This is a genomic window from Variovorax stachyos, from assembly GCF_051400855.1.
Lineage (GTDB): Bacteria > Pseudomonadota > Gammaproteobacteria > Burkholderiales > Burkholderiaceae_C > Variovorax.
In genome coordinates this window covers 542,739-567,107 of record NZ_JBLFFN010000001.1, presented here as the reverse complement: position 1 = coordinate 567,107, position 24,369 = coordinate 542,739, and the positions used below count along the sequence as shown (strand labels likewise).

Genomic DNA, 24,369 nt, shown 5'->3' with positions numbered 1-24,369 from the left:
GCCTACCGGGCCATGACTGGTACCGGGTACCTGGCAGGATGCTGCGGCTGCCCGTCGGGGGTCAGCCTTGCCTTCGCAAAGCAGTCAATCTCGGCAGGCAGGGCGACTCCCGACTGCGCCGAGCGGGTCCAAATGTGCGCTGTTACTTCCACCGCATTGGGGTTGTCGTAACAACCCCGCGAGACTGCGCGGAGATTAGGCCAGCGCTCAAAGGTAAGGCCGAGGGTCGTTCCGCAGCTTGGGCAGAATTCAACGCAGACTTTCCTCCCGCTTACATCCGATGTGTGCTCGTACTTGCGTACCTCGCCATCGTTGAACTCGACTGCGTCGATGGGGAACACGGAGTTGGCGTAGAACGAGGAGCCTGTCATCCGCTGACAGAAAGTGCAGTGACAAACAAGGGTTCGAAGCGGCGCCTGGTTGACGTGGAACCTGACCGCTCCGCAGAGGCAGCCACCGTCAAGAAGAAACGACATCGTGAAGCTCCTGGTTCAATTCCTTGATGACGCTAGGCGGCATCCTTGAATCCTGCCAAAGACCGGCCGCTTCTGGCCGGAGTCATCCTTTCCGCAGGGGTTCCCACGGGATCTTCATCTGGTCGTTCGCCAGCGTGAGAACGCGTAACGCCTCGTCTGCGACACGCCGTGCGTAGCCGTCGGACTCGGTCGTCGCCGGCATGGCAGCGCGGTCTCCCAGAATTCCGTCGATCATTTCTTGCATCAAGCCAGGCTGCTGCTGCTCAAGGCGCTGAAGGAGCATATGAAGGATGAAAATTCCCGCATCGGTGCGAGCGTCGTCGTCTTGCGCAAGTGCATCCATGGTCGGAAATCAGCTGGAAGTGGAAGGCCGGGTCAATTCTGCCGCAAGCTAAAACGTGCTCAAGGGATCCGCCCGCCGAGCATTGGCGATGCGCCCGGAAAACCTCGCCATGTCCGACAAGTCGAGCCTGCATCGCGAGGTAGAAGGGATTCTTCATTCCAAGGAGCCCCAGATGCCCCATCAAGCGCTCTTCCTTCGTTCCTCGCTCGCCGCCCTGGTCTGCGCAGCATGCTTCTTCAGCCTCACCGCATCCGCGCAAGGCACCGACTCGCAAGTACAACGCGACCGCGCCACTTGCGACGGCGTGCAACAGGACCGCGAAGCGTGCCGACGCGAGGCGGGCGCGGCGAAGCAGGAAGCGCAGCGCGGCGGGCTGGCGCCGGCCGGCCAGGCCGAGCAGAACGCGCTGGCGCGCTGCCAGTTGCTGCAGCCGGCGGCGGATCGCGCCGACTGCGAGGCGCGCGTCAGGGGCGCGGCCACCAGCACCAGCGGCAGCGTGATGGGTGGTGGCGTGATCCGCGAGAGCGTCACGCCGGTCCCGGCCCCCCCGCCATCGCCGGCTCGCTGAAGTCGCACCTCCATCCCCGACGTACATCTTCCAGAGGCCAGCATGAAAATCGAAACCCCGCACACCCATCCCGCCCCACAACAGGCCGAATCCGGCGCGGAGACCTTGCCCATGCCCGTCGCGGGAAACGATATCGGTCCTGCGCCCGCGCTGGATGATGGTGCGATGCGCACAGAGACGCCATCGACGCTGCACAGCACCTGGGACAAGGTACGCACAACGGTGACATCGCTGCCCGACCGTGCCCGGCAAGCCAAGGTGCAAGGCGCGCAGTACGTGGCCGAGGAGCCGGTCAAGGCCGCGATGATGGCTGCGGCCGGCGGTGCGGCGCTGGCCATGATCCTGCGGGCCGCGGCGCGCCGCGGCCGGCACTGATCCGCAATCGCCGAGGCTCTCGCGACGGCCTCGGCATCTGAACCTACGCCAACAAGCGCCGGGCGCAACTGGCTGCGCGGGTGCCGCCTCGGGACGATGCGCGCATGCCCGACAGCGATGCATTGCCCTTGCCCGACGCGCGAGCCCACCCCGCGGGCGGGAGCACCCTCTGGCAGCGCGTTCGCCGCTGGGCGCTGCCGGTGCTGGGCCTGGTGGTGCTCGGACTGCTGCTGTCCCACGCGCACAAGGTCGACTGGGCCGGCGCCTGGCAGGCGCTCAGGCGCTACTCGCCCGGGGTGCTGCTGGCTGCGCTCGCGCTGTGCACGGCGAGCCATGCGCTGTACGGCTGCTATGACCTGATCGGCCGGCACCACACGCGGCACGGCCTGCCGCGTTGGCGCAGTTGGGCGATCGCGGTCACCAGCTACGCCTTCAACCTCAACCTGGGCTCGCTCGTGGGCGGCGTGGCGATGCGCGCACGGCTCTATGCACGGGCCGGCATCGACGAGACCACGGTGGCGCAGATCGTGGGCCTCAGCCTCGCGACCAACTGGTTGGGCTACGGACTGGTGGCGGGCTGCGTGTTCGCCTCCGGCGTGGTGAAGCCGCCGGTGGAGTCCCCGCTGGGGGAGGGTGCCTTCCGCGCGCTCGGCGTGTCGATGCTGCTGCTGGGGGCGGCCTATGTGCTGGCCTGCGCAAGGTTGCACGGCCGGCAGTGGCACGTGCGCCGGCGCCGCATCCAACTGCCTTCGGCGCGGCTGGCCCTGGTGCAGCTCGGCCTGTCGGCCGTGAACTGGGCCTTGATGGCATTGGCCATGTACCTGCTGCTGGGCGGCAAGGTGCCGTATGTCGTCACGTTGGGGGTGATGCTGGCGGCCTCTATCGCCGGCGTGGTGACGCCGATCCCGGCCGGCCTCGGAGTGCTGGAGGCGGTGTACCTGGCGCTGCTCTCGGGCTCGGTGCGCCAGGGCGCGCTGATGGGCGCGCTGCTGGCTTATCGCGCGCTGTACTACCTGGTGCCGCTGGGCGGCGGGCTGGTGCTCTATGCGCTGCTGGAGCGCTACGCCTCCGCGCATCCGCCGCCGGAGGCCGAAGGCACCACGGTGCTCAGCCCACCACCACCTCGCTGATCTGCATCACGGGCTTCAGGTCCGTGTAGTTCGCGACGTCGGCCATGATCGCCTTCGCGTGCGGGCCGAATGCGGTCTGGAAGCTCTCCACCGAGTCGCAGTAGATGTGGCACATGCCGATGTAGGGGGCCGGCGCGCCGGGTGCACCGCCCGCCAGGCCCTTGTCGATGGTGTAGGACTTGCAGGCATCGCCCATCTTCTCCTTGAGCATGGGCATGTGCTTGTCGCGGTAGTAGTCGTGGTCGAAACGGGCGCCGGCGGTGTTGGGGTACATGACGCTGACCTTGATCATTTGCTTATCTCCGTGTGGCAGGGCCCGTGAGCATAGGAGATGGCGCGGCGCTGAACAAGCGCGGCGGCGCCGGGGCTTGGCGAAGCCTCAGCCCTTTCTTGCACGCATGGCCTTGGAGATCGACGACACCACGGCGGCCCATTCCTCGCGCGTCAGCAGCAGGGCGGTGTGGGAGTGGAGCAAGGTGTCCTCCTTGTCGAGATGGTCGAGCAAGAGGCGGCGGTGCTCCGCCAGCAGGTTCTCGACGGCGGCGGCAGCAAGCGCGTCGCCGCTTTGCGCCCGCTCCAGCTTGGCTTTTGCCCGCGAAAGCAGTTCGTCGCAGCGCTCGCGTTGCCGCTCGAGACGGGCGAGTAGATCGTCGGCCTCGGCAGACCTGCCGCGCAGCACCCCGACGAGGGCCACCCCTTTGGGGCGATGCGTCGCTTCGTCGAAATCCTGGAGGCGTTCGATCAGGCGCGCGATGCGCACAGCCGCAGAGCCCGAGTGTTTCAAGTCGCCAGACTTCAATTCGCGTTCGATTAGGCTCAGCAACTCACGCATTCGGGCGTGCTCGGCACGCAAGACGGTCCACGCGCATTCGGCGGCCAACATGTTCGCCCCTTTCAGGCAGTGGCCTCTCGGAGAATGCCCCGGGAGGTTCAGCTGTACCCACGAGGCCGTTCTACTGCGTTGCGGCCGGTGCCGCAAGGTGGACTTTTCCGCTTTACGTGGCGGACCCGGGCGGCAGCGTGCTGCAGCTCACCCGAAATACATGCTGCTCGGGATCGGCCAGCACCGCCTGCCATTGGCCATAGTAGGTGGCATAGGCCGGCTTCAGCACGCGGCCGCCGAGCGCGATGGCCTGCGCGACGGCGGCATCGACTGCGGCGGGCGTGTCGAGCATGAAGGTGGCGTAGGCGGTGATGGGCGGCGCCTCGGCGGCGGGCGTGCGGTCCTCCAATCGCAGCAGGACATACGCATCCGGTGCATTGAAGCCGAATTGCACGCCCTCATGCTCGAGCGCGCGATAGATGGGCGAGCGGCTTTTCACGGCTTCGCCCCAGCCCAGCAGCGCGGCGTAGAAGCGCAGCTGCGCGTCGATGTCGCGGCACAGCAGGTTGAACCAGAGCTTTATGCGGTCTCGTGCGCTGTGGCGTTCAGTCCGTAGGTCTTGCGGTACATCTCGCGCAGGTGCTCGCCGGCGGTGCAGGGCGCGTAGCGCGGCGCCTCGCCGGCCGGCACGGTGCCGGGCACGGCCTCGATGCGCGCGAAGTAGTCGGGCTCGTAGAAGAAGGGGATCGAATAGCGCGGCGCGCCGCCCGAGTGGATGTTGCGCACGCGATGCGGGTTGGAGTGGTAGCGGCCGTTGGTCCAGCGCGGGATCATGTCGCCGAGATTGACGACGAAGCAGCCCTCGATCGGCGTGGCCGGCACCCATTGGCCGTCCGGCATGCAGACCTCGAGCCCGCCGTGCGCGTCCTGCGCGAGGATGGTGATGGCGCCCCAGTCGGTGTGCGCGCCGGCGCCAAAGGTGCGCTCGTCCGCGCCAAGCGGATGGGCCGGGTAGCGGACCATGCGCAGCGTGACCATCGGGCTCTCGCTGCTCGCGTCGAAGTAGGCTTCGGGCAGGGCCAGCGACAGCGCCATCAGCTGCATCAGGCGCCGCGAGAGCGCCAGCATCGTGCGGATGTAGGCCTCGCATTGCACCGGTGCCTCCGGCAACTCGGCGGGCCACTGGTTGTGGCCATAGGTCTGGTAGCCGGCGACGACGTAGGGATGGTCTTCGGGGTAGGCCATGCCGCAGTAGAAGCTCTCCTTGAGATCGGGACGGGCCTCGGCGTCCAGCGTCTGCGCACCGAGGTTCTCGAAGCCGCGCATCGTGGGCGAGTTCTGCATCGCGAGCGCCTGGCGCGTGGCTTCGGGCAGTTCCAGCAACCGGCGCGCCAGCTCGAACTGGCTTCGCACCTGCTCGGTGCCGACGCCATGGTTGCGCACGTAGAAGAAGCCCGAGCCCATGGCAGCCTCGCGCAGCTGTGCGGCCACCGCCGTGCTGCACGCGCCGCCGGGCGCGAGAGCGTCCTGCAGGTCGATGACGGGGATCGCCATGGCGCTGCGTCAGGCCTTGAGCTTGCGGTCGGCAGCGCCCGGCAGGAAGCGCTCGGTCCAGATGTCGGCCACCGCCGGGCTGCTCTTCAGGCCGAAGGCGGCCACGGTCTCGTCGACGGTGGCCTGCAGGCGCGCCGCGGTGGCAGCGCCCCAGCCCTGGCTGCGGGTATCGGGCGTCTTCATGGTGCCGTCGACGATCAGCTTCAGGCGCTCGTACTCGATCTCCTCGCTGGCCAGCGGCTCGCGCGTCTTGATGGCGGCGGCGCCGGCCTTGGGATCGGCAATGGCCTCGATCCAGCCCCGCGTGGAGGTCTTGATGAAGGCCTTCATCGCCTCGCCCTGGTCCTGCATGCTGCGCGCGTTGGCCACCAGGCCGTTGCCATAGGACTTCATGCCGTGGTCCGAGAAGCGGAACACCGTGATCTGCTCCGGTCCCATGCCGCGCGCCTTGAGGTTGAGCAGGCCGGTGAAGAAGAAGTAGGCCGATGCGTCGAAGTCGCCCTTGACGAAGCGGGTGTCGCCGATGTCGGGCGCGACGTTTTCCCACTTGACGCCCGAGGCATCGAAGCCCTGCGCCTTGGCGAACGCCGGAAAGAGCTTGCGCGACGCATTGAAGGGCTGGCCGAGGATGCTCTTGCCGGCCAGGTCGGTGGGTTTGGCGATCGGGCCGCCCTTGCGCACGAGGATCGCGTTCGGGTTGAGGTCGTATTGGATCGCGACCGCCTTCAGCCCGGCGCTCGGGTTGTTGACGTTGAACTCGATCATCGTGGCCAGGTCGGCCGAGGCGCAGTCGTAGGCGCCGCTGCCCACCAGGCTGATGGCCGAAGCCGAGCCGTTGCCGGTGTCGATCGCCACGTCGAGGCCTGCATCCTTGTAGTAGCCGCGCTGCTGCGCGAGCAGGAAGCCGGCGCCGGAGGCTTCGACCTTCCAGCCGAGGTTGAACTTGAACTTCTGCAGCGCGCCCTGGGCGCGCACGAAGGGCGAGGCGGCGACGAGGGCGCTGGCGCCAGCGGCGCGCAGCAGGGAACGGCGTTGCATGGATGAATCTCCGTGGACGGTTGGAAACAGGGCGCCGAAGGCGCGCGCGTGCGCTGCCTTCAGGAGCAATTTCCGGCCGATACGCCCGCAAGACGCGCCAGGTCCGGGCGTCTTCGAAGGCGAAACGGTGAACGCTTCTACTCCGCGGTATGCGGTGCAGGTTCCGTGCCAGCGCCTCAGCGGCCGCGCAGTTCCCAGAAGCCGCGATGGGTGGCGATCATCTCGTCCTCCACCTCGGGCACCGGGCCGATCACCTCGATCGTCTTCTGTCCGCGCGCGAAGACCTCGCGGCAGGGGAGGGAGAGCGTGGGGTTCTCGGGATGGCTGCCGGTCAGTGCCAGCAGCGCGGACTCTTCGGCGCCGTACACCACGCGGCCGATGTTGGCCCAGTACACGGTGCCCGCGCACATGGCGCAGGGTTCGAAGGTGGTGACCAGGGTGCACTGCGCCAGGTACTCGGGCGGGTAGTTGAGCGCGGCCGTGCGTGCCAGCGTGGCCTCGGCGTGCTGCACGGTGTCGATGTTGCCCTGCTCGGCCAGCACGGTTTCGCCGTCCGGCGCGACCAGCAGCGCACCGAAGGGGTGACGGCCCATCGTCATCGCGCGCCGCGCGACCTGGTCGGCGCGGCGCAGGGCGCGGATGGCTTGCCGCCTATTCATTCTGGGAACCGCGGTGCGCCCAGCCCGTGGTGTGCTTCTCGATCGCGCTGAAGAGCTCGTACATCAGCATCGCCATCGCGCCCACCACCATCAGCCCGGCGAAAGCCAGGCCCATCTGCATGGCCGAGCCGGCCGAGATCAGCAGGTAGCCGATGCCCTCGTTGGCGGCCGTCATCTCGCTCACCGTGGTGCCGACGAAGGCGAGCGTGATCGCCACCTTGAGCGAGCCATAGAAGTAGGGCATGGAGCGCGGCAGGCCGATCTTCACCAGCACGTCCCAGCGCTTGGCGCCCAGCACGCGCAGCACGTCTTCGAGCTCGGGCTCGAGCGTCGCCAGCCCGGTGGCGATGTTGACCATGATGGGGAAGAAGCTGATGAGGAAGGCGGTGAGGATCGCCGGCCCGACGCCGATCCCGAACCACACCACCAGGATCGGGACGAAGGCCGCCTTGGGCAGCGCATTGAAGGCCGTCATCAGCGGGTACATCGCCGCGTAGGCCAGCCGCGAGCTGCCGATCACGAAGCCCAGCAGCACGCCCACCACGATCGCCAGCCCGAAGCCCGCCATCGTGACCCAGAAGGTGCGCCACGCATGGCCCGCGATGATGGTCTTGAACTCCCAGAACTGCGTCCAGATGCGCCACGGGCTCGGAAAGATGAACTCCGAAACCCCGAAGCCCGCGCAGATGATCTGCCACAGAACGATCACGGCCACCAGCAGCAGCCAGGGCGACCAGCGTTCGAGTTGCCTTGTGTTCATGGAGTGCCTTCGCCTTCGGCTTCGGTATTCGCCTTCGGAGCGGCCGTTCGGTTCATGTCGCCACCCCCGCCGTCCCGCGGATCGCGCCGATGTGCCCGCGCAGCTCCAGCACGATGTCGGTGAATTCCTTGGTGTAGGTGAGCTCCAGCTCGCGCGGTCGCGGCAGCTCGATCTCGCGCTTGACGACGAAGCGGCCCGGGCTCTTGCTCATCACGTACACCGTGTCGGCCAGGAACACCGACTCGCGCAGGTCGTGCGTGACCAAGATCACGTTGAAGCGCTGCTCGGTCCAGAGGTCGCGCAGGATGCACCAGAGCTCCTCGCGCGTGAAGGCGTCGAGCGCGCCGAAGGGCTCGTCCAGCAGCAGCATCTTGGGCTCGTGGATCAGCGCGCGGCAGATGCTGGCGCGCTGCTGCATGCCGCCCGAGAGCTGCCAGGGGAACTTGTCCTCGTAGCCGCCCAGGCCCACCTTCTGCAGCAGCCGCCGGGCGCGCTGCTCGTATTCCTTGCGCTTGGCCTTGAAGCTGGAGCGGTAGGGCTCCACGATCTCCAGCGGCAGCAGCACGTTGCCGACCGTCGTGCGCCAGGGCAGCAGCGAAGGCGCCTGGAAGGCCATGCCCGAGATCTTGACGGGGCCGGTCACCGGCTCGCCGTCGATGCGGATCTTGCCCATCGAAGGCATCTTCAGCCCCGTCGTGAGCTTCATGAAGGTCGACTTGCCGCAGCCCGAGGGCCCGACGATGGCGATGAATTCGCCGCGCTTCACCTGCAGGTCGATGGCCTCGACCGCGAAGTGGTTGGCGCGCAGCAGCTCCTCGTTGTAGGCGAGCCAGACGTCCTGGAAATCGACGAAGGGCGAGGTCTCGGCGACCGCCATCACTTCTTGAGGATGTTGAGCTCGGCCGCGGGCGGCAGCAGTGCGGCCGTCCACACCGCGTCAGGGCTCACGCGCGTCTTGGTGTTGAAGGCGTCCGAGACCTGCGAAGCCATCAGCGAAAGCCGGCCCGCGTTGACCGTGCCGAAGCCTTCGGCCCGCGCGTCGGGGCTGTTGATGACGGTGTCGATGGCCAGCTTGAGGCGGCGCGTTTCCAGCGCGCTGTCGATGATGCCGTCGCGCTTCTTGACCGACTCGATGCCCATGGCCGGATTGGCGAGCACCTCCTTCGCGCCCTTGGCAAAGGCCGAGAGGAAGGCCTTGACCGCGGCCGGGTTCTCCTTGATCAGCTTGGGCGAGGCAATGATCACGTTGCCGTAGAGCTTCACGCCGTAGTCGGGGTAGGGCAGCACCACGATGTCGGCCGCCTTCGCGCCGCGCGCCTCGAGGTTGAGCAGCGAGGTGAAGGTGAAGCCGGTGATGGCGTCGACGTCGCCGCGGATCAGCATGGTCTCGCGCAGCGTCGGGTCCATCGCAGTCCAGTTCACCGCGCCGATGTTGTTGGCCTTGGCGAAGATCGGGAAGGCGCGGCGCCCGGCGTCGAAGACCGGCGCGCCCAGCTTCTTGCCCGCCAGGTCCGCGGGCTTGGTGATGCCGCTCTTCTTCAGCGTCATCACCGAGGCCGGCGTGTTGTTGTAGACCATCATCACCGCGACAGGCTTGTTGGGGCTGTCGGGGTTGTTGGCGTGGAACTCCATCAGCGCCGCGAGGTCGGCGAAGCCCATGTCGTAGGCACCCGATGCCACCCGCGTGACGGTGCCGCCGGAGCCGTTGCCCGCGTCGATGGCGACGTCGAGCCCGGCGTCCTTGAAGTAGCCCTTGGCGGCCGGGTGCAGGAACAGTGCGGCCGGGCCCTCGAAGCGCCAGTCGAGCTGGAACTTGATGGGCGTGGGAGCCTGGGCGTGGGCGGTGACGAGGCCGAAGCTGAGCGCCGAGGCGGCAAGAAAGGAGTGGAGCAGTTGGCGCTTGTTCATGCGAAATCCGTGAAAGGTGAGTGCCCGGCATTCAAGCAAATTCGGTGCCGGCACGCACTTGGTGCGAACCCTTCCGCCTGAGCCAAGGAAGTGCATGCGCGGCCTTCGCTCCCAATGAAGAACGCCCTGGCGCGTGCACCGCGGCAGGGCGCTCATTATGGTGCGCGGCTACTTGGCCGAGCTCGCGTTGGCCACGGCCAGGGCCGTCATGTTGAGCACCCGGCGCACCGTCGCCGAAGGCGTGAGGATGTGCGCCGAGCCGTTCGTGCCCATGAGGATCGGGCCCACCGTCACGCCGTTGCCGCCGGTCATCTTCAGCACGTTGAAGAGGATGTTCGCGGCATCGAGGTTGGGACAGATCAGCAGGTTGGCCGAACCGCTGAGCGTGGTCTCGGGCAGCGCGTTGCGCCGGATGGTCTCGGACAGCGCGGCGTCGCCGTGCATCTCGCCGTCGCACTCGACGTCGGGCGCCATCTTCGCGAACAGGTCGCGTGCCATCCGCATCTTGCGCGCCGAGCTGCGCTCCGACGAGCCGAAGTTGGAGTGCGAAAGAAACGCCACCTTGGGCGGCAGGCCGAAGCGCCGAACCTCTTCGGCCGCCATCGCCGCGATCTCGGCCAGTGCCTGCGCGTCCGGGTCCTCGTGCACGTTGGTGTCGGCAATGAAGAGGGTGTACTTCTCCAGCATGATCGCGTTGAGCGTCGCGAAGCCCGGGGCGTTGCGCTTCAGGCCGAGCACCTGGTTGAGGATCTTCAGGTGGCTGTCGAAGCGGCCGACCAGGCCGCACAGCATCGCGTCGGCGTCGCCCAGGTGGACCATCAGCGAGCCGATGGTGGTGTTGGAGCGCCGCACCATCGCCTTCGATGCCTCGGGCGTGATGCCGCGGCGGCCCATGACCTTGTGGTAGGCCTCCCAGTAGGTGCGGAAGCGCGGGTCGTCCTCGGGGTCGACCACGTCGACATCCGTGCCGAGCCGGATGCGCAGGCCGGCCTTCTTGAGGCGGGTCTCCATCACGGCCGGGCGGCCGATCAGGATCGGCTTGGCCAGGCCTTCGTCGACCGCCAGCTGGGCGGCACGCAGCACGCGGTCGTCCTCGCCTTCGCAGTAGGCCACGCGCTTGGCGCTGGCCATCTTGGCGGCGCTGAACACCGGCCGCATGAACATGCCGGTCTGGTAGACGAAGCGCGCCAGGTTCTGGCGGTAGGCCTCCAGGTCCTCGATAGGCCGCGTGGCCACGCCCGAGTCCTGGGCCGCCTTGGCAACCGCGGGCGCGATGCGCAGGATCAGCCGCGAGTCGAAGGGCTTGGGGATGATGTAGTCGGGGCCGAAGGCCAGCTCCTGGCCCTGGTAGGCGGTGGCCACCTCTTCGCTGATGTCGGCCTTGGTCAGCTCTGCGATCTCGCGCACGCAGGCCAGCTTCATCTCCTCGGTGATCTTGCTCGCGCCGCAGTCCAGCGCGCCGCGGAAGATGTAGGGGAAGCACAGCACGTTGTTGACCTGGTTCGGGTAGTCCGAGCGGCCGGTCGCGATGATGCAGTCGGGCCGCACCTCCTTGGCCAGCTCGGGCCGGATCTCGGGTTCGGGATTGGCCAGCGCCAGGATGATGGGCTGGTCGGCCATGCTCTTGACCATGTCCTGCGAGACCACGCCGGGCGCCGAGCAGCCGAGGAAGACGTCGGCCTTCTTCATCACGTCGGCCAGCGTGCGTGCGCCGGTGTCCGCCTGGGCGTAGCGCGACTTCGAGTCGTCGAATCCGCCCGGGCGGCCGATGTAGATCAGCCCCTTCGAATCGACCGCGAAGATGTTGGCCGGCTTGGCGCCCATGCCCACCATCACGTCAAGGCAGGCGATGGCGGCGGCGCCGGCGCCCGAGACGGCTATCTTCACTTCCTCGATCTTCTTGCCGACCAGCTCCAGTCCGTTGATCAGCGCCGCAGCCGAGATGATGGCGGTGCCGTGCTGGTCGTCATGGAACACGGGGATGTTCATGCGTTCGCGCAGCTTGCGCTCGATGTAGAAGCACTCGGGCGCCTTGATGTCCTCGAGGTTGATGCCGCCCAGCGTGGGCTCCAGCGAGGCAATGATCTCGACCAGCTTGTCGGGGTCGGATTCGGCCAGCTCGATGTCGAACACGTCGATGCCGGCGAACTTCTTGAAGAGGCAGCCCTTGCCTTCCATCACCGGCTTGGCGGCGAGCGGGCCGATGTTGCCCAGGCCGAGCACCGCCGTGCCGTTGGTGACCACGCCGACCAGGTTGCCGCGCGATGTGTACTCGGCTGCCTTCGCCGGGTCGGCCTCGATGTCGAGGCAAGGGTAGGCGACGCCGGGGGAGTAGGCCAGCGACAGGTCGCGCTGGTTCAGCAGCGGCTTGGTCGGGGAAATCGAGATCTTGCCCTTGACGGGGGAGCGGTGGTATTCGCGGGCTGCATCGCGCAGTGCTTCTTCTGCGGGGGACAGGGAGGCGGCCATGAGAGTCTCCTTCGTTCTGATGAGCAGAGGCTACTCCAAAAGCCCGGGCTGCTCGTGCAGTGAAAGCACGAACGCAAGGGCTGCCGGATGATGGTCGTGCCGACCCAAAGACAAGGGCCCCCACGTCGTGTGGTCGCTGCCCCCGAGGGGGTGCTTTTCATCTTGGGGCGCCCCGGCGATGAAAAAAGCCCCAGCCGAAGCAGGGGCCTGGTGTGACGCTGAACTCAGCGCGGCACGGCACGTTCGCTCAGTTCATCACGGCACGTTCGAAGAGTGCACCGCGAAGGGCTTGAAGGGCAGCGCCAGCTTGCCGGCGTATTCGCCGTTGGGTGCCAGCGTGGGGCAGACACCGGCCACCGAACAGAAGTTGTTGTCGGGATAGATCAGGTCGCCGAAGCGGTAGTTGTCGATGCTCTGGCCGCTGTAGTTCGCCACGCTGACGATGTTGCCCTGCGTGGAGTAGTTGTCGGACATCGTCACCATGACCGGGTCGACGCGCGAGTCCTCCATCGTGCGCAGGATGGTGCCGCTGTTGCCGTCGGCGGCGAACTTCACCCAGCCCCATTTGCGATTGGCACGATCGGTGAAGATCAGCATCGTGTTGATCGGATCGGCCTGGCCCGGGTAGTCCTTGGCCGCAGCGAGGTGCGTGATGTTGCTGCCAAGGCCTGTCATGACGCCGACTTGCGCGATCTCGGCGGGCGTGCCGGCGGCCGGCTTCGGGCCCTGCACATACGCGCCCAGCGAGTACATGTGCACCTTGCCGTTCTCGGTGGCAACCCAGGCGCGTGCATGGTGCGGGTTCGCCTCCCAGTACATGTCGTTCGGCGGCGCCATGCGGCGGCGGTCGTCCTTGCTCCAGTAGTTGTAAGTCGAGGTCGTCAGCACGCTCGTGGGCTTGTCGGCCAGCGTGATCGTCTTGATGACGGTCGGCGTCGCCTGCGGCCGATCGGCCAGCAGGTAGGGCCACTGGTTGGCGGCAAGGCCGACGTTCTGCGTTTCCAGGTTGCTCGCTGCGCTGCCGAGGTACATCTCGTTCGTGTACTTGAACAAGGGCCCGAGGTCCACGAAGGCGACGGTCTTTTCCGACTTCGACGCAACCACCGCGATGCCGCCCTTGGCGTATCGCTCGTAGTACTCGCCGCCGGGCAGCAGCTTCGCCCGGTTGTTGGCCATCGGCGAGGCTTCCTTCGCCATGCCCGACAGGCCACCGCCGCTGGTGTACACGACCGCCGCATACGGGTGCATGCCGGTCGTCACCTTGATGGAGGTCGGGGCCTTCATGCTGGCAGGCAGGTCGACGTAGCCGAGCACCTTCATGAAGATGTAGTTGCCCTGGTTGAAGAAGCCGGGGTGGACCATGTCCATCCAGTCGTGCCACCAGTCGTACTTCGGGCCGTCGAGCGTGCAGCGCTCGCAGCTGCCGCCGAGCGAGATGACCGCGACCTGGCCCTTGTGGTTGATGGTGTCCCACACCGTCACGAACGCGAACTCGCCGCCGCCGGTGACGGAGATGGCGGTCGGTACCTTGCCGAGGGCCAGCTTGACGCTGGCGCGGTTCTGCGCGGTGAACGTGCCGACGGTGAAGATCGTTGCCGGCTTCGTCGGGCTGCCCTGCGTCGCGATCAGCGAGAGGCGCGTCGACGGGCTGTCCGCCGCGTTTTCGCCGCGGTCTTCGACGATGGGCAGGTCTGCAGGGTCGTTCGGCGACAGCACGCCCGCGGCGTAGTAGCTGTCGATCGCGGTGGGCAGCAGGCGCTTGTCTTGCCACAGCAGCTGCGGGCGCTGCATGAAGGTGACGCGGTCGGTCGCCTGCGACTGGAACCACGCCACCGAGCTCGACAGCGAGCTTCCGCTGGCGGGCGTGCCGATCGCCGCGGCGTGGATGCTCACATAAAAGTTGTACGCGGAGTTGTTCTCGGCACCCAGCTGGTAGAAGAGGTTATTGCCTACGCTGTGGGTGATTGCGCCGACGTCGCCCCGCAGAGGAAGCGTGTTGACGCCGGTGCGGGTCGCCGCCGGTCCGAATCGGTACGCCACGCCCTCGGCCTGGCCGTACTTGTAGGCGAGACTGGCGTAGGCGCTCGCCACGATGGCGCCGGAGCTGTCCACCACGTCGCCGGCGATGGGCGTGGGCGCCGGAGCCGGTGCGGGAGCCGGGGCGGGAGCCGGAGCGGGGGCTGTCGGAAGCGGAGCGGGTGCGGGTTTGGTGGGCGAGTCGAGCTCAGGCGCAGGGCCAGCCGATACGCATGATTTCACCGTCATGAACGCGGGATCGCCGCCGAAGAAGGTGTTGGTGCATGCGGCCGTGCCGGTGACCACTCTGGTGATCCACCGCGAGTCGGCGCCGTACTTCACCAATGTGGGCGCCGGCACGGTGAACGAGGCACCTTCCTGGGCGAGCACGGTTCCGGCGGCAGGCGCGGGCTGCACATAGCACGCCTTCACCACGTATTCGAGCGGATCGCGGCCGAAGGTGGCGTTGTCGCAGGTCACGGTGCCGGAGAGATCCTTGCTGGTCCAGCCCGAATTCGCGCCGTACTGCACGAGCTTCGATGAGGACAACTGGAAGGTCTGGCCTTCCTCGGCGACCTTGACCCAACTGGAGTCGAGCTTGCTGAGCACAGCCTCCTTGGCTGCCGCGGGCGCCGCCGCCGGGGCAGGCGTCGACTCGGTGGTCGGTGCCGACGTTGCGGCCGGCGCAACTGTCAAGCCATCCGTGCCCTGAGTAACAGCGAAACCGCCGCCGGAGCCGCTTCCGCCCCCTCCACAGCCTGCGAGTGCACCTGCTGCAACAGCGAGCAGAAGCGTGCATTTGTCGATCCTTTTCACGCCGAATCTCCTGGTCAATCTCTAAATCGAGAAAAAAGAAATCCCCTGCGCCTCTAAAAGGGCGCAAAAGAAATTGCTGAATAAATGATGGAAAGGGGGCGGCTAATTGCCGCTTGGGCTAAAGGGATGTGGCACGTTGTCTGTGCTCGACCCTGTGCGGGGGTGCGGGCCTGGGGCCGCTGTAACCGGACTTGCCGTCGGCTTAGTTGAATACTTAAGTCGACTGCATTGACTGCGCCTAGTCGCTGCGAGTGGCTGCGAGAGAATTCTTCATCGTGTTGCCTTTGTTCGTGTCAATAGTTTTCGGACGGATCTATTGTCAGCCAACGCCTCGAATTTGCGTAAGACAAATGCCCGAAGACAGGCACAACTTCACGTCTTCCCCAGCGTCAAATCGAAATTTTCCTCAATGAAACAATTCGGCTTAATAACTATTTCGGGTACGTTAGGCTCGTTTTTTTGGCCCACCGAAAACGCCCGGATCCAAATTAAGTTGAAAGAGTTAGAGAGCCCCTGATTTCCAATCAGGCTGGTGAACGCACGAGCGAGTCGACCGGCGCGACGCCCGCTGGCGCGCCCAAATGACAGTGATTCTCATTTGTGTGGCTACAATGCGCCCTCCAATGAGCGCTTCCGCCACCACTGCCGCCACCCCCTCTCGACGCCGTTCCTACTGGCTCAAGACCCTGCACGAATGGCACTGGGTCAGCTCGGCGCTGTGCCTCATCGGCATGCTGCTGTTCAGCATTACCGGCATCACCCTCAACCATGCCTCGCAGATCGAGTCGCGCCCGGCGGTGACGCACAAGGCGGCCACCATCGATGCCGCGCTGCGCGGACAGCTGGCCGGCCTGCAGCCGAACATCGCGAAGACCGCCAAGGGCAAGGCCGAGCTGCCGGTCGAGCTGCAGCGCTGGCTGCAGGCGCAGTGGGGCGTCGACACCGCGGGCAAGGAAGCGGAGTGGTCGCAGGAAGAGATCTATCTCTCGCTGCCGCGCCCGGGCGGCGACGCGTGGCTGCGCGTCGGGCTCGAGGACGGCGAGGCCGAGTACGAGCTGACCGACCGCGGCTGGATCTCCTACCTGAACGACCTGCACAAGGGGCGCCACACCGGCGCGGCCTGGAGCTGGTTCATCGACATCTTCGCGGCGGCCGCGCTGCTGTTCTCCATCACCGGCCTGCTCATCCTCAAGATGCACGCGGGCAACCGGCCCTTCACCTGGCCGATGGTCGCGATGGGGCTGCTGGCGCCTTTCCTCCTCGCGCTCCTCTTTATTCATTGATCGAAACCCGAAGAAGAAAGGTCTTTTCGTGCACATCCGCTATTCACTCGCGCCCGTTGCCATGTCGGCGTTGTTCGGGGCGCCCGCACTGGCGGCGAGCCTGGGGCTCAACATCGAGGTGCCGCGCCTCAATGCCGCGGAATACCACCGGCCCTACGTGGCGGCGTGGATCGAGCGGCCCGACAACACGCTGGCCGCGACGCTGGCGGTCTGGTACGACGTGCGCACCAAGACCAACAACCCCGAGGGCGAGGGCACGAAATGGCTCAAGGACCTGCGCCAGTGGTGGCGGCGGGGCGGCCGCGAGCTGGCGGTGCCGGTCGACGGCGTGACCAGCGCCACCAAGCCGGCGGGCAAGCACCAACTGAGCTTCACGGAAGGCAGCGGCGCGCTCCCCAAGCTTGCGCCGGGCGCATACAAGCTCGTCGTCGAGGCAGCGCGCGAGGTCGGTGGCCGCGAAGTCGTGAGCATCCCGTTCCAGTGGCCGCCGGCGAGTGCGGCGCAGCCGGTCGCCGCCGGCAAGGAAGAGCTCGGAGAGATCCGGCTCGAGCTCAAGCCGTAGTTGGCCGCAGCAGCCCACCAAAAATTTCTTCAAACGAGAGGAGTCTTCATGATCCAGCCTGCCCTGCGCCTCGCCGCCATCGCTTTCGCACTGTCGTGCGCCGTCCCTGCCGTGCAGGCCCACAACGCCTGGCTGCTGCCATCCACCACCGTGCTGTCGAAGGGCGACACCATCACCGTCGATGCGGCGGTGTCCAACGACCTGTTCGTTGCCAACCATGCGCCGCTGCGGCTGGACGGCCTGCAGATCGTCGCGCCCGACGGCAGCCAGATCAAGCCCGAGAACGAAGCCAGGCTCAAGCACCGCAGCGTGTTCGACGTGCCCGTGGCGCAAGCGGGCACCTACCGCATCGCCGTGCTGAACAACGGCGTCTTTGCGAGCTGGAAAGACAAGGCCACCGGCCAGAACAAGCGCGCGCGCGGCACGCCCGAAACCATCGGCAAGGAGATCCCGCCCGATGCGACGGACGTGAACATCACCCAATCGGCAGGCCGGATCGAAACCTTCGTCACCGTCGGCAAGCCCAGTGCGCTCAAGCCGATCGGCCAGGGCCTCGAACTCGTGAGCACGGGCAGCCCGACCGATCTGGTCAAGGGCGAGAAGTCGACCTTCGTGCTGCGCCTCGACGGTCAGCCCGCCAAGGACCTCGAAGTGACCGTGACCGCCGGCAACACGCAGTACCGCGACAAGCTGAGCGAGGTCAAGCTCAAGACCGACGACAAGGGCCAGTTCAGCGTGACCTGGCCCAGCGCCGGCATGTACTGGCTCGACGCCTCCACGCGCGACGACAAGACCACCGTGCCCCAGGCCAAGGAGCGCCGGCTGAGCTACGCGGCCACGCTCGAAGTGGCGCCTTGAGCCCCGCGACCGCTGCCGGCACCGCGCCCGCACCGGCGCCTTCGTTCGCATGCCGGCTGGCCGATGGCTATGCCGCCGCGGCGATGCCGCGCCGCGCCGATCCGTCCAGCCTGCAGCGCCTGGAAGGGCGCACCATGGGCACCACCTGGTCGCTGCGCTTCGACAACCCACGCATGCTCGCGCTCGACGAGGTGCGCGCGGCCGTCGACGAGTCGCTCGACCGCGTGGTGGCACAGATGAGCCATTGGGAGCCCGACTCGGACATCAGCCGCTTCAACCGCGCACCGGCCGGATCGCGCCACCGCCTGCCTGCCGGGTTCGCCACCGTGCTGGCCTGCGCGCTCGAATGGGCGCGCGCCAGCGGCGGCGCGCTCGACCCGACCGTCGCGCCCCTCGTGGCCTGCTGGGGCTTCGGCCCCGAGGCCGCTTCCGCCGCGCCTGATGCGCACACGCTGGCCGATGCCGCCGCGCGCGTGGGGTGGCAGCGCCTGTGCTTCGAACCCCGCGATGCCAGCGTGCTGCAGCCCGGCGGAGTGGTGCTCGACCTGTCGGGCATCGCCAAGGGCTTCGCGGTCGACCAAGGCGTCGAGGCCCTGCGCGCGCTCGGCTTGCGCGACCTGTTGTTCGAGGTCGGCGGCGAGCTGCGCGGCGCGGGCCGCCGTCCCGGTGGCCTGCCATGGCAGGTGCAGGTCGATGCGGGCACGGGTGCGGCGCTGCGCGTGCCGCTGGCCGACATGGCGGTCGCGACCTCCGGCGACCGCTGGCACGTGCGCGAGGATGCGGGCCGGCGCTGGTCGCACAGCATCGATCCGCGCAACGGCCAGCCTGTGGGGCCGGCACTGGCCGGCGTCACCGTGCTGCACGCGCAGTGCATGCAGGCCGACGCGCTGGCCACCGTACTCACGGTCCTCGGGCCCGACGAGGGCCTGCGCTTTGCCGATGCCCACGACATCGCCGCGCTGTTCAGCGTGCGCGGGGCCGAAGGGCTCGAGTGGCGCGCCAGCACCGCCTGGAAGAAGGCACACCGGGACTGATGGACTGATGGACGACGGTTGGCGTCAGCTCGCGGCGACCGCGTCGGTCCTCGCCTACGGTGCCCTGTGCGCCGCGATCTGGCAGCGCGAGCGCCGGCGCGCGCAGGCGCTGGTGGCCGACGCGGCCTCGCTCGCCGCCGCCGGTGAACCGATGCTGGTGCTGCACGCCACGCAGACGGGCCAGGCCGAGGCCATCGCCTGGCAGACCGCGCGCTGGCTGCATGCCCGGGGCGCGGCAGTGCGCGTGATGTCGCTCAACGAGCTGGACCTGCCCACCCTCCAGGCCACCCCGCGCGCGCTGTTCGTGGCCAGCACCTACGGCGAAGGCGATGCGCCCGATGGCGCCAGCGCCTTCGTCGAGCGGATCATGGAAGCGCGCGCGCAGTTGTCGGGCCTGCGCTACGCGCTGCTCGCGCTGGGCGACCGCCAGTACGCGCATTTCTGCGGCTTCGGCCGCCGCCTCGATGCGTGGCTGCGCGACAGCGGCGCCGTGCCGGCCTTCGAGCGGATCGACGTCGACAACGGCGACGACACCGCGATGGCCCGCTGGCGCGAACAGTGGCAGGGGAAAAACGAGGGCCAGGGGCAGGGCGCCATCACCGCAAGCGAAGCGCCTCCCGACGATGACTTCCGGCCATGGCGGCTGGAGGCGCGCACGCAGCTCAATGCGGGAAGCGCCGGCGCACCGGTCTTCCATCTGGCCTTCGCCCCGTCGGGCGGCGCGCTGCCGCACTGGGCGTCCGGCGACCTGGCGCAGATCCGGCTGGCCTCCGACCCGCAACGCCCGCGCGACTACTCGATTGCCTCGATCCCGGCCGATGGCGAACTGCAGCTGCTGGTTCGCCAGGAGCAGCACCCCGACGGCACGCTCGGCGCCGCATCCGGCCTGCTCACTGCGGCCCTGGCGCCGGGCGATGCAGTGATGCTGCGCCTGCGCCCGCACGGCAACTTCCGCCTGAACGGCAACGCCGAGCGACCGCTCATCCTGATCGGCAACGGCACAGGCCTGGCAGGCTTGCGCAGCCATCTGCGCGAGCGCATCGCCCGCGGCCTGCACGACAACTGGCTGGTGTTCGGTGAGCGCAGCGCGCGACATGACTTCCTGTACCGCGACGAACTCGAAGCCTGGCTCGCCTCCGGAGCGCTCGCCCGGCTGGACATGGTGTTCTCGCGCGACGAGGAATCGCTGCACGGCGAGCGGCGCTACGTGCAGCACCGCCTCTTCCGGGCCGCGGAGGAGTTGCGCGCCTGGGTCGAGCGCGGCGCCGCGCTCTACGTGTGCGGCAGCCTGCAGGGCATGGCCTCGGGAGTGGACACGGCGCTAGGCCAGATCCTTGGCCGCGATCGCCTGCATGAAATTGCCGCTGCCGGGAGATACCGGCGCGATGTCTACTGATCCCTGCCTGGAGCCCGCCACGTTGCGATGGGACAACGCAATGCGAAGCAATCGTGTTGCGAATGTGTACATAAGTGAACTTTGTTATTGATAGTCGTTATCATTTACCTTGAATTCGCGCGGCACATCGCGCGAAGGAACGAGCCAGCCAATCCGCCCGCACAGGCCTGACGTGCGCGGCGCCGGACCCGCCAGTGAAGTTCTCGTCAATTTCAATCTGGAGGATCCTTTCATGGCGTATATCAAGAGCCGCAAGCACGCAGTCGCGCGCGGCCTTCCCCCCTTCGGCACGGCAGCGGCAGCGGCCACCTTGATGGCCTTTGCCGTGCCCGCCTCGGCGCAGACAGCGGGCGGCGCCTCGGCTTCCACCCTGCGCGAGGTGCAGGTCGAAGCGACCGCCGACAGCTTCAAGGCCGACCGCGTTTCATCGCCCAAGTTCAGCGAGCCTTTGGTCGACACGCCGCAGACCATCACCGTCATCAAGAAGGAAGTGCTGCAGGAGCAGGGCGCCGCCACCTTGACGGAAGCGCTGCGCAACACGCCCGGCGTCACCTTCCAGATGGGCGAGAACGGCAACACGAGCACGGGCGACGCGGTCTTTTTGCGTGGCTTCGACACTTCAGGCAGCGTCTTCATCGACGGCGCGCGCGACATCGGCACCGTGACCCGCGACATGTTCAATGTCGAGTCGGTCGAAGTCGTCAAGGGCCCGGCCAGCGCCGACATCGGACGCACTGCGCCCACCGGCTACATCAACCTCGTCAGCAAGGTGCCGCTGGCCGAGAACTTCTTCACCGGCAGCGTCGGCATCGGCAGCGGCGACTACAAGCGCGTCACCGGTGACTTCAACCGCGTGCTCAACGAGTCCGGCTCCATGGCCTTCCGCCTGAACGTGATGAAGCAGGACAGCGGCGTCGTCGGCCGCGACTACGTCGAGAACACCGGCTGGGGCGTTGCGCCTTCGATCGCCTTCGGCCTGAACACGCCGACCCGCGTGATCCTGCAGTACCAGCACATCGACCAGAAGAACCGCCCCGACGGCGGCCTGCCGACCATCGGCCTCGACGGCTTCTATCTCTCGCAGCTCGCAGCGCGGGGCGGCAACGGGCCGCGCGTCGACACCCGCAACTACTACGGCTACCTGTCGGACCACGACAACGTCAAGGCCGACATGTTCACCGCGCGCGTCGACCATGACTTCGGCAACGGCCTCAGGCTGCGCAACCTCACGCGCTGGGGCAAGACCGACCAGGACCTCGTGCTCACCGGCGTGCTCAGCAACAGCCCGCTGACGCCGAACGTCTTCAACCCGCTGACCTGGTCGACCCGCGTGGCGCCGCAGGGCAAGCTGCAGCGCAACGAGATCCTGACCAACCAGACCAACCTGACTGCCGAGCTGGCGACCGGGTCCGTCAAGCACACGATCAACGCCGGCATCGAGCTCACGCGCGAAGAGCAGGACAACGGCACGATGGCCGCCCTCATCAACCGGACCAACGGCCAGCTGGTGAGCGGCACCTTCCAGGCCTACAACAGCATGTACCTGCCGAACATCTACCGGCCGTTCGTGCCCGTGCTGCCGACCGGCGCATCGGTGGAGGGCAAGACCTCCACCGCCGCCGCCTACGTCTTCGACACCATGAAGTTCAACGAGCAATGGCTGCTCACCGGCGGCCTGCGCTTCGAGCACTACCGCACCGACTACTTCAGCCTCAATGCGCCGACCACCGTGGGCGGTGCGCAGACGGCCATGACGCAGGAAAAATCGGACAACCTCATTACCGGCAAGATCGGCCTCGTCTACAAGCCCGCGCCCAACGGCAGCATCTATGCCGCCTACGCCACCGGCGCACAGCCGCCCGGCGGCAACTTCGCCTTCCAGACCACGGCCACCGCCAACATCAACAACCTGAACCTCGATCCGCAGAAGTCCAAGACCGCGGAAATCGGCACCAAGTGGGATGTGCTGGATGGCCGTCTCGCGCTGGCGGGCGCGCTCTTCCGCACCACCAACGAGAACGAGCAGGTCCAGGTCGACACCTTCGGCAACTTCGAGCAGTACGGCAAGACCCGCGTCCAGGGCGTGGAGCTGAGCGCGGTCGGCCAGATCACGCCGGCCTGGCAGTTGATCGCCGGCCTCGCCCACATCGAGACCGAGATCCTCGAAGGCTCGCGCACCAGCACTACCCAGCAGGGCGCGCAGGTCCGCTACTCGCCCAAGCTCACCGCGACGCTGTGGACCAGCTACAAGTTCCAGAACGGCCTCACCATCGGCGGCGGCGCGCGCTACGTGGCGACGCAGCAGCGCGCGACCAGCAACGCGGCCGCAACGCCGACATCGTTCTTCCCCGAGATCCCGAGCTACGCGGTGTTCGACGCCATGATCGGCTACGAGATCAACAAGAACGTTTCGGTGCAGCTCAACCTGTACAACCTGACTGACAAGTTCTACCTGGCGCGCGTCAACAATGCCGGCAACCGCCTGGTGCTGGGAACGCCGCGCTCGGCGCTGCTGTCTGCCAACTTCAAGTTCTGATCGCCGCGCCGCGTTGCACGCATTCGCGGTGCGACACTCGGAGCCCCGGCTGCAAGGCCGGGGTTCTTTCCTTCTTTTGGAGGCCCTCAGATGATGTTGCATGTGCCTGGCGTCCTCACGCCCGAGCAGGTGCGCGGCATGCGCGCCGCGCTGGATGCCGCGGACTGGGTCGACGGCCGGGAGACCGTGGGCCCCCAGGGCGCACGCGTCAAGCAGAACCGCCAGCTGCCGGAGCTGTCGCCCGTCGGCCGCGAGCTCGGCCAGGCCATCCTTGCCGCGCTGTCGAAGAACCCGCTCTTCTTCTCCGCCGCCTTGCCCCTGCGCTTCGTGCCGCCGCTCTTCAATCGCTACGAGGGCGGCGAGAACTACGGGCTGCACATCGACGGCGCCGTTCGCTCGGTGCCGGTCAGCAACATCCAGCTGCGCACCGATCTTTCATGCACGCTCTTCCTGTGCGAGCCCGAGGAGTACGACGGCGGCGACCTCGAGGTGGTCGACACCTACGGCACGCACGAGGTCAAGCTGCCGGCCGGCGACCTCATCCTCTATCCCTCGAGCAGCCTGCACCGCGTGCACCCGGTGACCCGCGGCGCGCGCGTCTGTTCCTTCTTCTGGGTGCAGAGCATGGTGCGCGACGACCGGCAGCGCGCGATGCTGTTCGAATTGGACCAGTCGATCCAGAAGCTGCGCGCCCGGGTGGGCGACTGCGAAGAGACGGTGTCGCTGACGGGGCACTATCACAACCTGCTGAGGATGTGGGCGGAGGTGTGAGCGCCCAGCCTGGCTCTCCCGCCGGAGGCCTCGACTAGCGTGCCTGCGCGCGCGTCAAGAGATAGTCTTGGCGCACCACGTTCTCGGCGTAGTACGGCGCGACCAAAGCGTCGAACTCGGCCTTGAAGCTGGCGAGCTTCGCGGGCTCACTCGAAAGGCGCTCGAACAGTTTCTGTATCGGGCCGACCGAGCGCTCCATGAACACGCGGTAGTGTTCGATGCTGAGCGCCGGAAAGGCCATGGTGCCGCGCTCGAAGAAGGGCGTTTCGAACTGCATGCCCAAACGCACCGCCACCGTCTCGGGATGGCCCCACAGCTGAGGCGGCGAGGCCTCGGGCGGCGGGGGTGGGTAGTGGCGGCCCACCAGGGCGAACATGCTGCCGATCAGGTGCTCCGGCGGCCAGGTGGCGAATGCAATGCGTCCCGTATGCCTCAGCACGCGGCGCATCTCCCCTATGGCCACCTCCGCCCGGGGCGCGAACATGTGTCCGAACTGGCTCAGCACGACGTCGAAGGACTCGTCGGCGTAGGGCAACTGCTCGGCGTCGCCCTCGGTCCACACGATGTCCTCCTGGCCGGCGACGCGCGCGTTCTCGCGCGCCTGCTCGAGCAGCTCGGGCGTCAGGTCGAGCGCCCGGACCTGCGCGCCGATGCGCGCAGCCGTGATCGCCACGACGCCTGTTCCGGTGCCCACGTCGAGCACGTCATCGCCGGGGGCTATGTGGGCGAATTTCACGAGGTGGCCTGCCACCGGCGTGGTGAACGTGGCCGTGGGCGCAAAGGACGCCCACATCTCGCGCTGCCGCTGCTTCAACTCTGCAATGGAATCCTGGCTCATACCGTCCTCCTTGGCGCTTGCGAATCGCGGACAAGAAGGAACTTTAGTCATTGCAGCATCGAAGGCAAGTGCCACCCCATTCGCAGACGCTACCGGCGCAGCGGTCGGGTAAACGACGCCAACGCCACCGAGCGAAGACGCAAGCGCAGGCAAGCG

General features: G+C 67.3%; 24 protein-coding genes. 10 read left to right on the top strand and 14 right to left on the bottom strand.

What is annotated here, in order from left to right; genetic code table 11:
• Positions 1-2: 2 nt before the first annotated feature.
• Both ACMGEZ_RS02805 and ACMGEZ_RS02800 read right to left on the bottom strand, forming a co-directional pair.
• Positions 3-476 (bottom strand): GFA family protein, encoded by a 474-nt coding sequence (locus ACMGEZ_RS02805; RefSeq protein WP_436820711.1) that lies wholly within the window; start codon positions 474-476, stop codon positions 3-5.
• Between the two features lie 82 nt (positions 477-558).
• Positions 559-819 (bottom strand): hypothetical protein, encoded by a 261-nt coding sequence (locus ACMGEZ_RS02800; protein ID WP_436820710.1) that lies wholly within the window; start codon positions 817-819, stop codon positions 559-561.
• A 172-nt stretch (positions 820-991) separates the two neighbouring features.
• Between ACMGEZ_RS02800 and ACMGEZ_RS02795 the strand changes: the two genes are divergently transcribed.
• The 3 genes from ACMGEZ_RS02795 (at position 992) to ACMGEZ_RS02785 (ending at position 2,892) form a co-directional block, all read left to right on the top strand.
• Positions 992-1,387 (top strand): hypothetical protein, encoded by a 396-nt coding sequence (locus tag ACMGEZ_RS02795; protein WP_436820709.1) that lies wholly within the window; start codon positions 992-994, stop codon positions 1,385-1,387.
• 42 nt (positions 1,388-1,429) lie between these two features.
• On the top strand, positions 1,430-1,762 hold the full coding sequence (locus ACMGEZ_RS02790; protein ID WP_436820708.1) for a hypothetical protein: 333 nt from the start codon (positions 1,430-1,432) through the stop codon (positions 1,760-1,762).
• Between the two features lie 104 nt (positions 1,763-1,866).
• Positions 1,867-2,892 (top strand): lysylphosphatidylglycerol synthase transmembrane domain-containing protein, encoded by a 1,026-nt coding sequence (locus ACMGEZ_RS02785; RefSeq protein ID WP_436820707.1) that lies wholly within the window; start codon positions 1,867-1,869, stop codon positions 2,890-2,892.
• On the opposite strand, the gene ACMGEZ_RS02780 is transcribed toward ACMGEZ_RS02785, so the two are convergent.
• From ACMGEZ_RS02780 to ACMGEZ_RS02730, 11 genes are all read right to left on the bottom strand, one after another.
• Complete coding sequence (locus ACMGEZ_RS02780; RefSeq protein WP_436820706.1) at positions 2,870-3,184, bottom strand: EthD family reductase; 315 nt, start codon at positions 3,182-3,184, stop codon at positions 2,870-2,872. The two genes, ACMGEZ_RS02785 and ACMGEZ_RS02780, sit on opposite strands and share 23 nt — an antisense overlap.
• An 87-nt stretch (positions 3,185-3,271) precedes the next feature.
• On the bottom strand, positions 3,272-3,775 hold the full coding sequence (locus tag ACMGEZ_RS02775) for a hemerythrin domain-containing protein (RefSeq protein WP_436820705.1): 504 nt from the start codon (positions 3,773-3,775) through the stop codon (positions 3,272-3,274).
• A gap of 112 nt (positions 3,776-3,887) precedes the next feature.
• A complete protein-coding gene (locus ACMGEZ_RS02770; RefSeq protein ID WP_436820816.1) occupies positions 3,888-4,277 on the bottom strand; it encodes a VOC family protein in 390 nt (129 codons plus the stop codon).
• A 17-nt stretch (positions 4,278-4,294) separates the two neighbouring features.
• On the bottom strand, positions 4,295-5,269 hold the full coding sequence (locus ACMGEZ_RS02765; RefSeq protein WP_436820704.1) for an isopenicillin N synthase family dioxygenase: 975 nt from the start codon (positions 5,267-5,269) through the stop codon (positions 4,295-4,297).
• A 9-nt stretch (positions 5,270-5,278) separates the two neighbouring features.
• Positions 5,279-6,307 (bottom strand): ABC transporter substrate-binding protein, encoded by a 1,029-nt coding sequence (locus tag ACMGEZ_RS02760; RefSeq protein ID WP_436820703.1) that lies wholly within the window; start codon positions 6,305-6,307, stop codon positions 5,279-5,281.
• A 176-nt stretch (positions 6,308-6,483) separates the two neighbouring features.
• Positions 6,484-6,966, bottom strand: coding sequence for a nucleoside deaminase (locus ACMGEZ_RS02755; RefSeq protein WP_436820702.1), 483 nt, complete (start codon positions 6,964-6,966; stop codon positions 6,484-6,486).
• Positions 6,959-7,726, bottom strand: a complete 768-nt coding sequence (locus ACMGEZ_RS02750) for an ABC transporter permease (RefSeq protein WP_436820701.1) — start codon at positions 7,724-7,726, stop codon at positions 6,959-6,961. Before ACMGEZ_RS02750 ends, ACMGEZ_RS02755 begins: the two co-directional genes overlap by 8 nt.
• 52 nt (positions 7,727-7,778) lie before the next feature.
• Positions 7,779-8,603, bottom strand: a complete 825-nt coding sequence (locus tag ACMGEZ_RS02745) for an ABC transporter ATP-binding protein (RefSeq protein WP_436820700.1) — start codon at positions 8,601-8,603, stop codon at positions 7,779-7,781.
• Positions 8,603-9,634 (bottom strand): ABC transporter substrate-binding protein, encoded by a 1,032-nt coding sequence (locus ACMGEZ_RS02740; protein WP_436820699.1) that lies wholly within the window; start codon positions 9,632-9,634, stop codon positions 8,603-8,605. The genes ACMGEZ_RS02745 and ACMGEZ_RS02740 overlap by 1 nt, the downstream gene beginning before the upstream one ends.
• Before the next feature lie 168 nt (positions 9,635-9,802).
• Positions 9,803-12,103, bottom strand: coding sequence for an NADP-dependent malic enzyme (locus ACMGEZ_RS02735; RefSeq protein ID WP_436820698.1), 2,301 nt, complete (start codon positions 12,101-12,103; stop codon positions 9,803-9,805).
• Positions 12,104-12,358: 255 nt separating this feature from the next.
• Complete coding sequence (locus ACMGEZ_RS02730; RefSeq protein ID WP_436820697.1) at positions 12,359-14,815, bottom strand: hypothetical protein; 2,457 nt, start codon at positions 14,813-14,815, stop codon at positions 12,359-12,361.
• 743 nt (positions 14,816-15,558) lie between these two features.
• On the opposite strand from ACMGEZ_RS02730, the gene ACMGEZ_RS02725 reads away from it, so the two are divergent.
• The 7 genes from ACMGEZ_RS02725 (at position 15,559) to ACMGEZ_RS02695 (ending at position 23,375) form a co-directional block, all read left to right on the top strand.
• A complete protein-coding gene (locus tag ACMGEZ_RS02725; RefSeq protein ID WP_436820696.1) occupies positions 15,559-16,218 on the top strand; it encodes a PepSY-associated TM helix domain-containing protein in 660 nt (219 codons plus the stop codon).
• Between the two features lie 34 nt (positions 16,219-16,252).
• Positions 16,253-16,780 carry a DUF2271 domain-containing protein gene (locus ACMGEZ_RS02720; protein ID WP_436820815.1) on the top strand — a complete coding sequence of 176 codons (528 nt, stop codon included), beginning with the start codon at positions 16,253-16,255 and terminating at the stop codon, positions 16,778-16,780.
• A gap of 48 nt (positions 16,781-16,828) precedes the next feature.
• Positions 16,829-17,638: a DUF4198 domain-containing protein gene (locus tag ACMGEZ_RS02715; protein ID WP_436820695.1), complete on the top strand. Its 810-nt coding sequence runs from the start codon at positions 16,829-16,831 to the stop codon at positions 17,636-17,638.
• The gene (locus ACMGEZ_RS02710) at positions 17,635-18,672 is read left to right on the top strand and encodes an FAD:protein FMN transferase (RefSeq protein WP_436820694.1); all 1,038 of its coding nucleotides are present in this window, start codon (positions 17,635-17,637) and stop codon (positions 18,670-18,672) included. Before ACMGEZ_RS02715 ends, ACMGEZ_RS02710 begins: the two co-directional genes overlap by 4 nt.
• A 7-nt stretch (positions 18,673-18,679) precedes the next feature.
• Entirely contained in the window at positions 18,680-20,068 is a 1,389-nt protein-coding gene (locus ACMGEZ_RS02705) for a sulfite reductase subunit alpha (protein WP_436820693.1), read from the top strand.
• Between the two features lie 232 nt (positions 20,069-20,300).
• The gene (locus tag ACMGEZ_RS02700; RefSeq protein WP_436820692.1) at positions 20,301-22,604 is read left to right on the top strand and encodes a catecholate siderophore receptor Fiu; all 2,304 of its coding nucleotides are present in this window, start codon (positions 20,301-20,303) and stop codon (positions 22,602-22,604) included.
• Between the two features lie 90 nt (positions 22,605-22,694).
• Positions 22,695-23,375, top strand: a complete 681-nt coding sequence (locus tag ACMGEZ_RS02695) for a Fe2+-dependent dioxygenase (RefSeq protein ID WP_436820691.1) — start codon at positions 22,695-22,697, stop codon at positions 23,373-23,375.
• Positions 23,376-23,409: 34 nt separating this feature from the next.
• Here the strand turns inward: ACMGEZ_RS02695 and ACMGEZ_RS02690 are convergent, their stop codons facing one another.
• Positions 23,410-24,213, bottom strand: a complete 804-nt coding sequence (locus ACMGEZ_RS02690; RefSeq protein WP_436820690.1) for a class I SAM-dependent methyltransferase — start codon at positions 24,211-24,213, stop codon at positions 23,410-23,412.
• Positions 24,214-24,369: the final 156 nt, after the last annotated feature.